Genomic DNA, 15667 nt, shown 5'->3' with positions numbered 1-15667 from the left:
GCAGTTCTGAGGGGCTGCACCTTTCTTTTGTGGAGAAATCGTGATCTGGATGATAAGGGGAGAATGTAATGCGGCAGCGGCGATTCATTAATTTCAGCTCGGTTGGCGTCAAGTTATTCGTAATTCTGTTCTGTACTATTGTCCTGTTGTCCTCAGTCCTGGGCTTAACCTCCTATTATGCGGCAAAAGGGATCATTACCGATGAGGTGGCAGCTGCCTCCTCACAGTCCATTGTCCAGGCGGCGGACAAGCTGGATTTCCTGTTCGCTGAATATGAAGCGCTCTCCAGGCAATTCGCTGTAGATCCGGCGCTAAAGGCTGACATGGAGACGGTTAATCTTCCAACCGCCGGTACGGTTGCGCGGGCGGCCGCAGAGGACCGGATACGCCGCAAGCTGGACTCCGTGAGAGGATCGGATGAGCGGCTGCTGGGTGTCCGGCTGGTCGCAAGAAGCATGGTGGACGCCGAATCCTACAAATCGACGGGGATTAGCGGTGTGCGCAGTGATGAGGGCATCCTTGCACGGATGAAGGAGATCGATAACGCTAAAGGCAATCCCGTCTGGTTCCCCGTCCGGGCTAAAGGCTTCTTCGATGCCTACAGCCAGTCCGCTATGACGATGGGCCGTCTGCTGCGGAATATTCAGAATCCGGCGTCAGAGTACTACATGCTGATTGAGGTGAAGGGCCAGGCGCTGACGGATGTGCTGTCCAATCTGCATATCGGGCTGGGTGGGGAGATCCGCATCCTTGATTCTACGGGCCGGGTTGCCTACAGTGCTGACGATGCACTGCTCGGGCAGGCTTCTTACATACATACCGGAGAGTTGAAGGCCGGGGAGCAGACCGGAGTGCAAAAGAAGGAGGAGCAGAAGCTGCCTGCGGCGGGGAAGAGTGAGGAGCCGGATCTGACCGGGAAGCGGGAGAGTGAGGGACAAGAGCCGGCCGGAGCACGCCAGGGGGAGGACGGGAAGCGGTCCTTCACGGCCGGGGATGAGCAAGGAAGCCCGCAGCTTGTAGTCTACCAGCCGCTGAGTACGGCGGACTGGACGCTGATGGGGTACGCTCCGGTGAGTGATTTCACCCGATCGGCCGACCGGCTGCTCTATATTACCTTGCTGGTAGTCTTGGCTGCCGCTCTAATTGGTCTGGTCATCGGCTATGTCTTGGTGCGGCTGATCGGCCGTCCGCTCGGCAAGCTGGCCCGACTGATGGAAGAGGGCGAGCGGGGCAATCTGCAGGTACGGACCAGCTTCAAGGGCCAGGATGAGATCGGGCGGCTGGGCTACAGCTTCAACCGTATGATGGAGCAGATCTCCCGGCTGGCCGGGCAGAGCAGCAGCTCGGCTGCAGAGGTATTAGCGACCTCGGAGCAGCTCGTTGCCGCATCCGGTGCGATTAGCGGCCAGGCCAGTGAGGTCGCAACGGCTACCGGCGAAATCGCCGGGGGAGCCGCCAGTCTGGCAGCCGAGGCCGAGAGCAGCAATGCCAAGGTAGAGCTGATGGGCGGCAAGACTAGCGAAGTAGCAGAGAACAATGCAGTTATGGCAGCATCCGCAGGGAAGGTTATGGAGGTCAGCGACCAGGGAGCGGAGCGGATGAAGAAGCTGGTAGCGCAGAGTGAGGGGGTGCTGAAGCTGATGGATCTGATTCAGGAGAATTCAGCCATGCTGCGGGATAGCACGGTGCTGATCCGCAGCATCCTCTCCCCGATGATTGCGATGAATAAGCAGACGAATATTCTGGCGCTGAACGCATCGATTGAAGCCGTGCGCGCCGGTGCTGCCGGAAGAGGCTTCATTGTTATTGCCAATGAGATCAGAGGGCTGGCCAAACAATCGAGCGAGTCGATTGCCTCCGTCTCCCGGATTACCGGGGAGATCAGCGGCCATATCGAGAATACGGTCAAGGTTGTGAATGAGGCTGCGCCGATGTTTGACAGCCAGCTGGCCTTGGTCCGGGAATCCTCACTCATCTTCGGGAGTGTAAGGGCCGAGATGGAGGTGTTCAGCGGAGTTCTGAACCAATCCTCGGCGGCAGTCTCCGAGCTGGCCGAATACCAGCAGCAGCTGGGACAATCCATGGCGAGTGTGATCTCGGTAGTGCAGCAGACCAGCGCCTCTACGGAAGAGGTAGCGTCTATGTCCTCACAGCAATTTACGGTCAGCAGGGAGCTGGTCGCCCTGTCGCACAGGCTGGAGGAGCTGGCAGAGCAGCTGAAGCAGTCGATGATTTCTTTTCAGGGATAATGGGATTAAGGTGAACGGGTGAGGAAGCGTATTGCGGGAGCCTGCGCTTTTCTATAAGATGGATGAGGTTAGATGCAGGATATCTTGAATACTGAAGGTGATGTCATGGACAAGCATTTATTTCTGAACGGCGGCGGTCCGCCGTTTACCCGTGGACTGGCACGGAGGTTCGTAAGCACGATGGCAGCAGCCGCAGAGCCTGTCGCTGTGTTATTTGAAGAAGGGGAAGACTGGCCGGACTATATGGCTGCTTGCATGCAGCCGCTGGCGGACGTGGGTATAGCTGAATTCTGTTATTTGCCGCTGAAGTCCACTGAGGTGAAGACTGCTATAGAGAGCCTCCAGACTTGCGGCGGGATCGTCATCGGGGGCGGGGATACGGATCTGTATGCTGATCTCATTGTGGATACCGCTATCGGTGAGGTGATCCGGCAGCGTTATGAGTCGGGAATACCGGTTGCGGGATTCTCGGCAGGAGCCTTGATTAGCCCGGAGCGCTGTGTAATTTCCGCCAAGGACAATGAAAGCAGACAATTCAAACACCGCAAGGGCCTCAATCTGATTCCTGAACTGCTGCTATCCGTTCATTTCACCCAGTGGGATGAGGAAGAACATTTACGGACAGCGGTCCGTACCCTCGGCGAGCTGCCGAATTACGGCATTGACGAAGAGACCGGCATCTACCTGCTGAATGGACAGCCCGAAGAGATAGAGGGCGGCGGGGTGTATAGTCTGGTGAATGGAATATTAACAAAGATTCACTGACGATGATGAACAGGAGCAGAGGGCGTTGGCCTTCTGCTCTTTTTTTGCGCCGGAGAACCTGGGCATGTGGTCGGAATGTAATCGGAAAACCGATCACAATCGGCTGGCGAGAGGTGCATGTGGTCGGAATGTAATCGGAAAACCGATTACAATCGGCTGGCGAGGGGTGTGTGGGCGGAATGTAATCGGAAAACCGATTACAATCGGCTGGCAAGGGGGACGTGGTCGGAATGTAATCGGAAAACCGATCACAATGTGTTGGGAGGAGGCATCCGGGCCGGAGGGTTGACCCCGCTGCTTGTCCTGCCTGCGATCAAGCGATACACTTGTGCTATTGATAATGGCAGAGGGGCGGCGGGCGGTGTGGCGGAGATGAACGGGAGTCTATTTGAACAGGGATTGCTGGAGCGGGATTACAGCCCGCACTTTCTGGCTTACTACTACAAGCAATGGAGCAATTATACGATGGCTTACCATCATCACAACTCCACGGAGATCATGTATCTTATCTCTGGCAGCTGTGTCGTGGAGGTGCGGGATGAAGCGGGCGGCGACACACCCTTCCGTCTGAAGCGGGGAGAGATGATTCTGCTGGATGCGGAGGTGCCGCACCGGCTTATCGTGAACGAGGGCTCCTCGTGCCGGATGCTGAATGTGGAATTTGCTTTTACCGAATATGGGGGCGTAGTTCCTTCCATTGGCAGCTTGGCCCGGGAGGAGGAGGTGCTCGCAGAGCTGCTGCGGCATCCGTTCGACAGCCTGGTGTTGCAAGGTCAGGAGGAGGTTTTCCATGTGCTAAAAGCGCTGGTGCTGGAGCTGGATCAACGCGGGCGGAGGGGGAGCAGTATGGTGAATCTGCTCTTCGTAGAGCTTCTGCTGCGGCTCGCCAGGCTGCGCATGGAGTCGCTACCGTCCAGCCAGCAGTCCTCACAGACTTACGTGAGGCGTGCCATCGAGTTCCTGCATCAGAATTATGACCGGAGCATTCAGGTTAAGGAGGTTGCGCTCTCCGTGAATGTTCATCCGGGCTATCTGCACCGCATCTTCCGGACGCATACAGGGCAGACCCTGACGGACTACCTGAACCAGCTGCGTATGGAGAAGGCCCGGATGCTCCTGGGACAGGGCGAGATTCCGGTAGCGGAGATTGCCGACTATGTGGGGATCAGCAGCAGGCAGTATTTTCATCTGCTATTCAAGAAATATTCAGGCTGTACTCCTATCGAATACCGCAACTCTATCGAACGCCATTATTGGAGTGAAGAATAGCTGCCTGTTCCTTTCGGGCATGTTACTCTGCACATAAGGTTAGGATTGTTGACAGGTTACCGGCAAAATGGTCATGATATTGGTTACGCTTCCGGCAGCCTCCTTGCTACAATGGACAGGAGTCAATAATTCATTGCCGGAGGATGATTATTATGTCTTTTAAAGTAACCTTTATCGGGGCAGGCAGTATCGGTTTCACCCGCGGACTGCTGCGCGACCTGCTGACTGTGCCGGAATTCCGTAATATCGAAGTTTCGTTCATGGATATAAACAGCCATAACCTGGACATGGTCACCGAGCTGTGCCAGCGGGATATTAAGGAGAATGGTCTGGATATCATCATCTCTTCCACTACGGACCGCAGGGAAGCGCTCAGGGGGGCCAAGTACGTATTTTGTACTATTCGTGTGGGGGGCCTGGAGGCCTTCGCTACCGATGTGGATATTCCGCTGAAGTATGGCGTCGATCAGTGTGTAGGAGATACGCTGTGCGCAGGCGGGATTATGTACGGGCAGCGCGGGATCGCAGAGATGCTGGAGATCTGCCGTGATATCCGTGAGACGGCTGCGCCGGATGTACTGCTGCTGAACTACTCGAATCCGATGGCTATGCTGACCTGGGCCTGCAATAAATACGGCGGTGTGCGGACGATCGGACTCTGCCATGGCGTCCAGCATGGACATCAGCAGATCGCCCAGGTATACGGCCTGGAGAAGTCGCAGGTGGATATTATCTGCGCGGGCATCAATCACCAGACTTGGTATATCTCCGCGAAGCATGAAGGCAAGGATCTGACAGCAGGCCTACTGGAGGCGTTCGAGAAGCATCCGGATTACAGCCGTACGGAGAAGGTGCGGATTGATATGCTCCGCCGCTTCGGCTATTACAGTACAGAGTCGAACGGACACCTGAGCGAATACGTTCCGTGGTACCGCAAGCGCCCCGAGGAGATTATGGACTGGATCGATATGGGGGTATGGATTAACGGCGAGACAGGCGGATACCTGCGGATCTGTACCGAAGGCCGCAACTGGTTCGAGACAGACTTTCCGAACTGGATGAAGGACCCGGCGATGGAGTACATCCCGGAGAAGCGGGGCGAGGAGCACGGCTCGTTCATTATTGAAGGACTGGAGACAGGACGCGTTTACCGGGGACATTTTAATATGGTGAACAACGGCGTGATTTCCAATCTGCCGGCTGATGCTATTATTGAAGCGCCCGGCTACGTGGACCGTAACGGCATCTCGATGCCGCTGGTCGGCGACCTGCCGCTCGGTCTGGCAGCAGTCTGCAACGTCAGCATCTCCGTGCAGCGCCTGGCGGTGGAAGCGGCTGTGCATGGGGACGACAAGCTGCTGCGCCAGGCGTTCATGATGGACCCGCTGGTCGGTGCCGTCTGCAATCCGAAGGAGATCTGGCAGATGGTTGACGAGATGCTGGTAGCTGGAGAACAGTGGCTGCCGCAATACAGCGCAGCCATTGCGGCAGCAAAGGAACGCCTTGCTTCCGGTGATCTGATCCCGACAAGAGCCGGCAACGAGGGCGCGGCCCGCTTGAAGGTGAAGACGGTAGACGAAATGATGCAGGACCGTGAGGCCGCCAACAAGAACGCCGGGGAATCCGACAAGGGCAAGGACCGCGAGAAGGTGCAGTAAGCGGAGCGGGTGGAGTAGGCATAAGCCTGGGCGAAGCGAATGTTAATTGGAATAAGGGCTGTCCCAAAGTCATGAAATGACTGCTTGGGATAGCCCTTTAATTTTGGCACAGATGGAGGTGTGCATGAGCGCGCAGGTTCCTGGTGATGTGTATGCGAAAAACTGAACACAATTTACTCAGGGCAGGCGCTTGGGCCGAATGTATGCGAAAAACTGCTCTGCTTGCCGCAATGGGGGAATAGGTGGATTTTGGGCATTTGTTATCGAACGGATCTACGATATTCCAGCAAGAGTTGGAAAAACAACACTTAAATGTTTGCATAGCGCCCACTCGGAGCAAAACCGGCCCTAGCAGATGCTGTTTTTCCACTTGTTTACCTATAATCATAAGAAGTTGAAGAAATAAGTAGCGCTATTCCACTTGTTGCTGCCATCATGTAACCCCTCACTCCCGGATCAGCTTCTCCTGCTGCAGTCGCGCGGCCTTGCGGCGGAGCGGCAGGCTGAGCCACACGAAGAACAGGCCTAGAAGGATAATAGATACTCCTACAATAAAGTTGAATTTGTGAATGAACGAAGAAGTATTCAGCAAAAGCAGCATGAAATTTAAGGAGCCTACGACCAGCTCCATGAACGCGAGGGACAGATATACTTTGTAGATTCGCTGATAGTGTTTGATTTTGGAATCCGTATCGGAATAGATCTGGAAGGGGCCTTCCGCGGCCTTCCTTCTGAAGATCACCCAGCGATGGTTGGTAAAGGAACGCTTGCCCTTGTCAGTGGTTCTGGAAGGTACACGCTCCGCTCCGGTCTCTTCCATGAATTGCAGATAATCGGCCGCCTCCTTCGGGTCCTTCTCCAGCAGCTCAATCCGGTAAATATACTCTCCCCTGGCGCTCTCTTCGAATACATAACCGCCCCATGAGTATTCAACCAGTGCAAGCCCCTTAGCCGACATCTTATTCAGCCACGCCTCTTCTTTCTCGAAATCAAGAAAATATTTGCGTACTATCTGTCTCATTACACTTCGCCTCCCAGTAGCTTTCTTCCATTTGTCAGCAGCTCGTCAAGCCTTGCCATTTCATTCTGGACTACAGATTTCCCCAGCTCCGTAATCTGATACTCCTTCTTGCGCGAATCGGCACCGCCAACCAGCGGCCCGATCCACCCCCGTTCCACAAGCGTACTTAATGCACCATAGAGTGTGCCCGCGCCTAGCTCCACACGGCTATTACTCAATTGCTTCACGTTCTGCATAATTCCGTAGCCGTGCATCGGGGTGAACAGCGACAAGAGGATATAATAGACGCCTTCGGTCAGCGCCCCGTGTTCATTGCCTTCACTCATCTGCTTCACCTGCTTTCATCTTGTATCTGTTGCCGTTACATCATCTTCCGCTATAACAATCAACGTTATATCGTCAACCGATATATTTAGTATATCGTCTGACGATATACTAGTCAACAGGCTTTTGCGGCAAAGCCTGATTCCACGCACCAAAAAATCCCCCGCCCGCCGTTCGCACGGTTTGCAGGGGATCGTTCTCACAGTATGGAGCTGCGCGCAGCACTTGCTCCATGGTCAGTGCGGAGTGCAGGTGCTTAGGCTTCCAATGACTTTTTGCCGAAAAAAGCCTTCAGCGCCTGATACACTTCCTTCTTATCCTTAATCACATAATGCATGAACTGCTCCTGCTTCAGGTGACGGTAGGCGGACATCAGGGTGCTGCTGCGGTTGTACTGGTTCACCTCGCCGTAGCCGAACATATTGCTGCGCTTCAGCAGCTCGCCGATCAGCTTGACACAGCGCTCATTGTCGGAGGTCAGATTGTCGCCATCCGAGAAATGGAAGGGATAGATGTTGTATTTGGCTGGCGGATAGCGGCTGTCGATAATCTCCAGGGCTTTCTGGTATGCCGAGGAGCAGATTGTCCCCCCGCTCTCGCCACGGGTGAAGAAGTCATGCTCGCTGACCTCCTTGGCTTCCGTATGATGGGCCAGGAACACAATATCCACCTTCTCATACTGGCGGCGCAGGAAGCGGGTCATCCAGAAGAAGAAGCTGCGGGCGCAGTATTTTTCAAAAGTGCCCATCGAGCCGGAAGTGTCCATCATGGCAATAATCACGGCATTCGAGTGAGGAACTGCGATGTCATCCCAGGTTTTGTAACGCAGATCATCTGGGCTGATGCTGTGTATTCCAGGGTGGCCGCTGCTGGCATTGCGCCGCAGATTCTCAAGTAACGTTCGTTTCTTGTCGATGTTCGACATCATGCCTTTTTTGCGGATGTCATTGAAGACAATCGATTTGACCTCAATCTCTTCCTTATCCTTCGGCTTCAGATGGGGCAGCTCCATGTCCTGGAAAAGAATATCCTCGAGATCCTCCAGATCGACCTCGGCTTCAACGGTATCTGCTCCCGGCTGGTCGCCCGCTTTATCCCCTTTGCCCGGCTGGGCCGACTGGGAATCGCGTCCGAGGACATCACCCACCTGGCTCTCCCCGTCTCCCTGGCCGACATGCTTTTGCTTGCGGAAATTATAGATAATCCGGTATTCATCCAGACTGCGGATCGGCACCTTCACAATCTGCTTGCCGCCTGACAAAATAATGTTCTCTTCAGTAACCAGATCGGGCAGATTGCCCTTGATGGCTTCTCTGACCTTTTGCTGGTGACGCTCCTGATCCTGATGGCCTTTGCGATGAAGGGACCAGTCTTCTTTGGAGACGACAAAAGTGTATGGACCGGACGGCTGGGACAAGGATGACCACCTCCCATGGACTGTGTTATTCGGTATTGTCACTACGGAGACTGAGACGAAGCAGCAGGTTGTAACTAAAGTATATTCAGGGAGATGGGGGATATGTGAGCTGTATTATTCACTGATTTCTTCCAGAAGCAGATTGTAGGTATTAGAACGGGCTTCGCCGGAGTACCGGCGTCCGTCGATGGTGAATAGATACAGGGCTGCCGTAGAGCCTTGAAGATTCTTGCCCATATAATCTGTATTTATTCTGACAAAATAAGTGAGTGTGGAAGTCTGTCCCGCTTCCAGCGTTCCCAGAGCAACGGTTCCGCTGTAAGGCGTACCGGGTACAGTGATGGCGCTTATCGTAACGATATCGGGATCAATGACGGTACCCTGCGGTACAATCCGGATCACTGAGACCTCAGCCGGATAATTCCCGCTGTTGGACACTTGAATGTTGAATTCAGCGATGCCTCCAGGCTCAACTACGGGCGGCTCACCCTGAATCTGAATGGAAATGATCGGCGTGAACAGCAATGTGGTCACCGCATTGGAGCGGGAGACCTGCCCAACATTGCGTCCGTCGGGCAAGGAGAATGTATACTGGACCACTCCCTGATTCTGAATGGCCGGAGTCTGGCGGATATCGGTGGCACCCGGAATGGATACGAGAAAATCAACCACCATAACAGCGCCTGCCCGTAAGGTGCCCAGCGGGATTCCGTCTCCGGGGCGCACGCCCCTCTGAGGAACCCCGTCAATCCGGACGCTGTCCCAGACGAACAGTACGCTGGGCGGAACGGCGTCCGTGAGCCGTGCGTTGACAGCCAGATTGCCGCTGTTATTCACAGTGAACTCGTACCGCAGATTGTCGCCGGGCGCTGCACTGTAGAGATCGACCTTCAGCCTTACCGATAATCCGGGCTGGATGACCGTAATCTGAACGGTATTGCTTGTGGATGAGATTCTGCTGTCGTTAGCCTCATAAGAGATTTGTGCGTTCGCCAGAATCACCGAGCCTGGAGGATTCGAGCTCACCCGGACACGGTAAGAGACCTCAGAGGCTGCTCCTGCAGGGAGCAAACCCAGCCCGATGCCTGATGCCGGGTCGGCCTCAGGCTGATAAATCCCGCCAGCGGTAACACTTCCGGGAAGGAAGGTGGTGCCTTCCGGAACGGGAAGTGTGGCAATGACTCCGGTCAGCGGCCGGGTGCCTTCATTCCTGAGCTGAAGGGTATAAGTTACGACATCCCCAATGAAGGTTGTGGGGGTGCTGGCTGAGAGCAGGGAAGACAACTGGTAGGACAGCAGGGAGACACTAACCGTATTGGAACGGATCTCTCCGCTTACTGCTCTGCCTTCAGATGTATTGAAGGAATACGTGCCAATCGCCCTGTTAACCAGCGCTAGTGAAGGCGGAAGCGAGATGACAATGACCTGGAAGGCGATGCTGACTCCCGAATGGGGGGCGAGCAGGCCAAGGGGAATGCCGGAAGACGGAGTGACCCCCGGAAGGGGGACTCCGTCTCTAAGCACACTATTGGCAATGAACGAGACGCCCGGGGGAAGCACATCCGTGATGGTGACAAGCGCACCCGTATTGCCGCTGTTCCTGGCGGTCACAGTGTAGACGAGTGTCTCCCCCAGGGAGGCGCTCAGGCGGTTTGCTTGCTTCTGAAGCGATAATACCGGGCCCACGACAAGTGTATTGACGGTATTGGAATAGGTAACCGAGTCGGTGCCCTCTGCAGAGCTGTACAGAACCATGGACTGATTACTTACGACAGGCTGGAGCCGTGAGCCGTCTGTCATATGACGATGACCTGGACCTGGAAGGTTACTGTTGAGGTCGCTCCCGGTGCGATTGTTCCGATGATGATACCGGTGGCCGGATTTGCTCCGGGACGCGGTGTGCCGTCTACAGTTACGCTGCCTGCAACGAACTGGCTGCCAGCGGGGATCGGGTCAACGAGGACCACATTGTTAACGGGAACAATGCCGTTATTGGTTACGGCAATCGTATAGGTAATGATATCGCCGACAACGGCATCGACAGCCGGAGTGCTCTTAACTGCAGTTACGTCCGGTGAAGAGACAGGGATGACCAGCGTGTTCGATACAGCTGATCCCGAGAGCGAGCGGCCATCCGGCGGCGTGAAGGTGAAGGACGCGGCGGCCTGGTTCACCAGCTGCTGAGGTGAAGGAAGGGAAGCCAGCGTAACCTGCAGGGTGACGAGCATAGTAACTGTCGCACCCGCTGGAACTGTACCCAGATTGATCCCGGTAGTCGGATCAGCGCCGGGGACGGGCTGGCCGTTAACCAGTACGCTGTTCGGTATGAATACAGCGCCCGCAGGGATAGAGTCGGTTAAGGTGACGACTGCCGCAAGATTGCCTGTATTGGTGACGCTGAGTGCATAGGTGACTGTATCTCCAACCGTCGCGTTTGTGGTGTCCGCAGACTTCAGGATGCCGATAATCGGCTGGTATACCGGAGTAACCAGCGTATTGGAATAAGAGGCTCCCGAGAATGCGCCGGAGGTGAAGCTGACGGAGGCCAGATGCTCAGCGCGGCCGGATTAGGCAGCGTATTGACCAGGATGTTGAAGGTGACCAGCACGGTTGCTCCCGGAGCGATGGTGCCCAGCGAGATCCCGTTCGCAGGATTTCCCCCTGGCAGCGGAGTGCCGTCCACGACCACGCTGCCGGCTACAAAGGATGAACCGGCCGGAATCGGATCACTCAGCACAACATTATTAATCGGAGCAATGCCGTTATTGGTGACTGCAATGCTGTACGGAACCGTATCCCCCGGAACTGCATCAATGACAGTAGTGCTCTTGGCAACCAGGACATCCGGCGACGATACCGGAATCAGATTGATGTTCGAGCTGGCCGACTGGTTGAAGACGCGTCCGTCAGGCAGCGTATAATTGAAGGCGATGATGGCCTGATTGCTAAGCTGCTGGCTGGCCGGCAGCGTAGTGATCACTACCGAGAACACTACGGTCAGAGCTGCACCCGCGGCAACACTGCCCAGTGCGATTCCGGTAGCAGGATCGGAGCCCGGCGAAGGGAATCCGTTAATTAGCACACTGTTCGGAACCAGTGTTGTACCTGCCGGAATGGTGTCGGTCAGTGTGGCCGAGGCGGCATAGTTCCCTGAATTGCTTACATTCACGGTATATATAATAAGTGTCGCCTACCGTTGCATTTTGAGAGCTTGCGCTCTTCGCTGCAGCGATAATCGGCTGGAATACCGGCGTGGTCACAATATTAGAGAAGGCTGCACTGGACAGAGCGCCGGAGGTGAAGCTGGCCGAGGACTGATTGTTCAGTACCCCGGACGGCGGCAGCGCTGTAACCGTAACGCTGAAGGACACGGTGACGGAAGCCCCGGGAGCAATACTGCCCAGGGTCACCCCGGTAGCCGGTGAAGCGGCGGGGCGGGGCACACCGTCCACGAGCACGCTGCCCGGAACAAAGGCGGTACCGGCAGGCAGAGCATCCGTGAATACCACATTATTGACTGCCGCAATCCCGTTGTTGGTCAAGGTTACGGAATAGGTGATGGTGTCTCCGACATTGGTTGCGGTGGTCGCCGTTGTTTTGACAATCCCCAGATTCGGGTTTGAGACCGGCATGGTTACGGTATTGGTGAGTGTTGAACCACCCAGGGTTCTTCCGTCAGGCAAGGTGAAGCTGGAAGCAACGGTTCCCTGGTTGACCAGGAACTGCGGCGATGGCAATGAAGTGATGACCACCGAGAACGTAACGGCTACCGTTGCTCCCGGAGCAATGCTTCCAGCGGCGATTCCTGTGGAAGGATCGGCCTGCGGCAGAGGCAGACCATTAATCAGCACGCTGTTGGCCACAAAGGTAGTGCCGGCCGGAATATTGTCCGTGACCGTCAGGCTTGCTCCGTAGTTACCTGTATTGGTGATATTAATGGTATAGGTCACGGTATCTCCAACCGTGGCATTGGTGGTATTTGCTGCTTTGGTTGCTGCAATTACCGGCTGGAAGACGGGGACTGCCACAGGGTTCGAGAAGGTTGAGCCGGCGAAGACACCGGAGGTGTAGGTGACCGTCGCCTGATTATCAATGGAGGTATCCGCCGGTACGGAGGTGACGGTGACGCTGTATGAGACGACGGCTGAGGCGCCGGAGGCAAGCGTGCTGATGGGAACCCCGGAGGCCGGATTGGCGTTCGGAAAAGGAACCCCATTCACGGATACGCTGCCCGGTACAAAAGCAGCACCATCGGGTGTCGGATCGCTGAGAATCACATTGTTAACCGGGTCCGCCCCGCTATTCGTGATGTTGACGGAATACGCAATCGTGTCACCGAGTGCCACTGAAGTGGACGTGGTGCTCTTGACCACCGACAGGTTGGGAGCAGAGACTGCGATGGTCACGGTATTGGAGACGGCGCTGCCGCTGAGCAGCCGGCCGTCAGGCGGCGTGAAGGTATAGGTAGAAGCTGCCTGATTGACCAGCTGCTGCGGGGAAGGCAGGGACACGATGAAGACCGTGAAGCTGACAGACACACTTGCCCCGGGAGCTACGGTTCCGACTGTGATTCCGGTATCCGGTGCAGCCCCTGGCTGAGGGAAACCGCCGACAATGACACTGTTAGGGTCAAAGGTAGTACCAGCCGGGATATTGTCGGTTAACGTAACATTGGCGGCAAGGTTACCGCTATTGCTGACTACAATGGTATAGATGACCGTATCGCCAACGGTGGCGTTCAGGTCACTGGCGCTTTTGACCAGGGAGATCTGGGGTTGTGTGACCGGTGTGGTGGTGACATTGGATGATGAAGAGCCGGAGAAGACCCCGGAGGTGAAGCTGACGGTCGATTGGTTATTGACCTGCGAAGGAATCGGCATGGTTATTCTCACCTCGAATGTGACGGCAACGGAGGCCCCAGGCCCCAGGCTGCCGATTGGGATACCGGCGGACGGAACTGACAACGGCTGGGAGACGCCGCCGACAATTACGGTTCCGGGAAGGAACGCTGCATTCTCTGGCAAGGGATCGCTGAGAATGATGTTGCTGACAGAGGTAATGCTGTTATTCGTCAGCACGGAGGTGAAGGTAAGAATGTCACCGGTCACGGCATCAATGGCATTGACGCTTTTGACAATACTGACATTCGGTGCCGAGACGGGTACTGTAAGTGTGTTTGATACGGCGTTACCGCCAAGCTGGCGCCCATCCGGCAGGGTGAAAGTATAGGAAGCCGCTGCGTTATTGGGCAGCTGCTGGTTCGGGGGGAGCGCAGTTACCGTAACCAGGAAGCTGACTACAACACTGTCACCCGGAGCAAGCGGCCCCACCGGAATACCGGGAGGCCACTGAAAAAGTCCAACATATAAAAAGGTATAGTCCTTCAATAAAATTGAAGAGGCTGTACCTTTTTTTAGTATAATGGAATTATCATGAAAGCGGGTGAGTGCGGATGATTCGGCAACAGCAAACTTTGGTTCTGAGTCCTTATGCGGCACTGTATGACATCGTCGTGCCGAAGGACAATGTGCTCCGTCAAATTAACGAACGGGTGGACTTCACTTTCATATACGAAGAACTGGAAGAAAAATACTGTTTGGACAATGGACGCAACGCTATTGATCCTATTCGCATGTTTAAATACTTGCTTCTGAAAGCGATCTTTGAATTGTCTGACGTCGATATTGTCGAGCGTTCGAAGTATGACCTCTCGTTCAAATTTTTCCTTGGCATGGCACCAGAAGATTCGGTAATCGACCCAAGCTCCCTGACGAAATTCCGCAAACTGCGGCTGAAGGACATGGATCTGTTAGACATGCTTATTGGTAAGACGGTAGAACTGGCCATCCAGTTGAATATTATTCAGAGCCATTCCATTATTGTTGACGCTACGCATACGAAAGCCCGTTACAATCAGAAATCTCCGAGAGAGATTTTGCAAGATCGTTCCCGGAAGTTACGAAAAGCGATTTATTCTATAGACGAATCCCTGAAAGAGAAACTTCCCGTCAAGAACGTAGTCGATACGCTCGAAGAAGAGATCGAATATTGTGAGAAGCTTGCCAAGGCCGTCGAGACGCAACTTGAAATTGCCCAATTGCCAAAAATTACGGAACCGCTAAATCTGCTCAAAGAAACTACAAGCGATATTGTGGAACAGCTACGCATTTCAGAAGATCAAGATGCGCGTGTCGGTCACAAGAGCGCGGACACGTCGTTCTTTGGCTACAAAACGCACCTCGCTATGACCGAGGAACGAATCATTACAGCTGCCATAATCACGACTGGAGAGAAGAATGACGGCAAGCAACTACAGACGCTCATAGAGAAAAGCAAAATGGCGGGCATGGACGTGAAGACGGTGATTGGCGATAGGGCATACTCAGAAAAAGACAATATCGCTTACAGCAAACATAACAATATTGAATTAATTGCAAAATTGAATCCGCAAATCACACAAGGCGGACGTAAGAAAGAAGATGAATTCGAGTTAAACAAAGATGCAGGAATGTACGTATGTAAGGCGGGCCATATGGCGATTCGGAAAGCCAAACAAGGAAGGAAGAAAGAAGGCGGAAAAAATCAAAGGGAAGTATACTACTTTGATGTAGAAAAGTGCAAGAGTTGCCCTTTTAAGGAAGGGTGTTACAACGGTGGAGCCAGCAAGACGTACGCTGTAACCATGCTGTCGGACGAGCACTCCGAACAAGCTGAATTTCAGGAAAAGGAGTACTTTAAAACCAAGGCGAAAGAACGATACAAAATTGAAGCGAAGAACAGTGAACTGAAACATCGACACGGGTACGATGTAGCGTCGTCCTCAGGTCTTTTAGGGATGCAACTGCAAGGTGCTATGGCGATATTCGCCGTTAATCTGAAGCGAATATTGAAACTGACAGAGTAAATGACAAGATTAAAATAAGAGGAAATACATGAAAAGACGGCTATTCTCCCATAGCATTGG

Annotated in this window: 12 protein-coding genes; 5 read left to right on the top strand and 7 right to left on the bottom strand. The window is 54.4% G+C overall.

The window, feature by feature from the left end:
* The first annotated feature begins 68 nt into the window (after nucleotides 1-68).
* The 4 genes from NSU18_RS10195 (at nucleotide 69) to NSU18_RS10180 (ending at nucleotide 5941) form a co-directional block, all read left to right on the top strand.
* On the top strand, nucleotides 69-2249 hold the full coding sequence (locus tag NSU18_RS10195; protein WP_341148926.1) for a methyl-accepting chemotaxis protein: 2181 nt from the start codon (nucleotides 69-71) through the stop codon (nucleotides 2247-2249).
* A 105-nt stretch (nucleotides 2250-2354) separates the two neighbouring features.
* On the top strand, nucleotides 2355-3014 hold the full coding sequence (locus NSU18_RS10190; protein WP_341148925.1) for a Type 1 glutamine amidotransferase-like domain-containing protein: 660 nt from the start codon (nucleotides 2355-2357) through the stop codon (nucleotides 3012-3014).
* A gap of 372 nt (nucleotides 3015-3386) precedes the next feature.
* The gene (locus NSU18_RS10185; RefSeq protein WP_341023185.1) at nucleotides 3387-4283 is read left to right on the top strand and encodes an AraC family transcriptional regulator; all 897 of its coding nucleotides are present in this window, start codon (nucleotides 3387-3389) and stop codon (nucleotides 4281-4283) included.
* Nucleotides 4284-4435: 152 nt separating this feature from the next.
* Nucleotides 4436-5941: an alpha-glucosidase/alpha-galactosidase gene (locus NSU18_RS10180; RefSeq protein ID WP_341148924.1), complete on the top strand. Its 1506-nt coding sequence runs from the start codon at nucleotides 4436-4438 to the stop codon at nucleotides 5939-5941.
* Between the two features lie 445 nt (nucleotides 5942-6386).
* Here NSU18_RS10180 and NSU18_RS10175 read toward each other — a convergent pair whose 3' ends face one another.
* The 7 genes from NSU18_RS10175 to NSU18_RS10145 all read right to left on the bottom strand — a co-directional run bounded on the left by NSU18_RS10175 (nucleotide 6387) and on the right by NSU18_RS10145 (nucleotide 14090).
* Nucleotides 6387-6962, bottom strand: coding sequence for a DUF2812 domain-containing protein (locus tag NSU18_RS10175; protein ID WP_341148923.1), 576 nt, complete (start codon nucleotides 6960-6962; stop codon nucleotides 6387-6389).
* Nucleotides 6962-7288, bottom strand: coding sequence for a PadR family transcriptional regulator (locus NSU18_RS10170; protein WP_341151018.1), 327 nt, complete (start codon nucleotides 7286-7288; stop codon nucleotides 6962-6964). The genes NSU18_RS10175 and NSU18_RS10170 overlap by 1 nt, the downstream gene beginning before the upstream one ends.
* 254 nt (nucleotides 7289-7542) lie before the next feature.
* Nucleotides 7543-8703, bottom strand: a complete 1161-nt coding sequence (gene yhbH / locus NSU18_RS10165) for a sporulation protein YhbH (protein ID WP_341148922.1) — start codon at nucleotides 8701-8703, stop codon at nucleotides 7543-7545.
* 114 nt (nucleotides 8704-8817) lie between these two features.
* A complete protein-coding gene (locus NSU18_RS10160) occupies nucleotides 8818-10503 on the bottom strand; it encodes a DUF11 domain-containing protein (RefSeq protein WP_341148921.1) in 1686 nt (561 codons plus the stop codon).
* Nucleotides 10500-11159, bottom strand: coding sequence for a DUF11 domain-containing protein (locus NSU18_RS10155; protein WP_341151017.1), 660 nt, complete (start codon nucleotides 11157-11159; stop codon nucleotides 10500-10502). Before NSU18_RS10155 ends, NSU18_RS10160 begins: the two co-directional genes overlap by 4 nt.
* Nucleotides 11156-11872 (bottom strand): DUF11 domain-containing protein, encoded by a 717-nt coding sequence (locus NSU18_RS10150; protein ID WP_341148920.1) that lies wholly within the window; start codon nucleotides 11870-11872, stop codon nucleotides 11156-11158. Before NSU18_RS10150 ends, NSU18_RS10155 begins: the two co-directional genes overlap by 4 nt.
* Entirely contained in the window at nucleotides 11775-14090 is a 2316-nt protein-coding gene (locus NSU18_RS10145) for a COG1361 S-layer family protein (RefSeq protein WP_341148919.1), read from the bottom strand. Before NSU18_RS10145 ends, NSU18_RS10150 begins: the two co-directional genes overlap by 98 nt.
* 65 nt (nucleotides 14091-14155) lie before the next feature.
* On the opposite strand from NSU18_RS10145, the gene NSU18_RS10140 reads away from it, so the two are divergent.
* Nucleotides 14156-15607, top strand: a complete 1452-nt coding sequence (locus NSU18_RS10140; protein WP_341148918.1) for an IS1182 family transposase — start codon at nucleotides 14156-14158, stop codon at nucleotides 15605-15607.
* Nucleotides 15608-15667: the final 60 nt, after the last annotated feature.

The sequence above is a fragment of the Paenibacillus sp. FSL H8-0048 genome (assembly GCF_038002825.1).
GTDB lineage: Bacteria > Bacillota > Bacilli > Paenibacillales > Paenibacillaceae > Paenibacillus_AQ.
The sequence above is the reverse complement of the archived record's forward strand: the minus strand, read 5'-3'. Positions and strand labels throughout refer to the sequence as shown.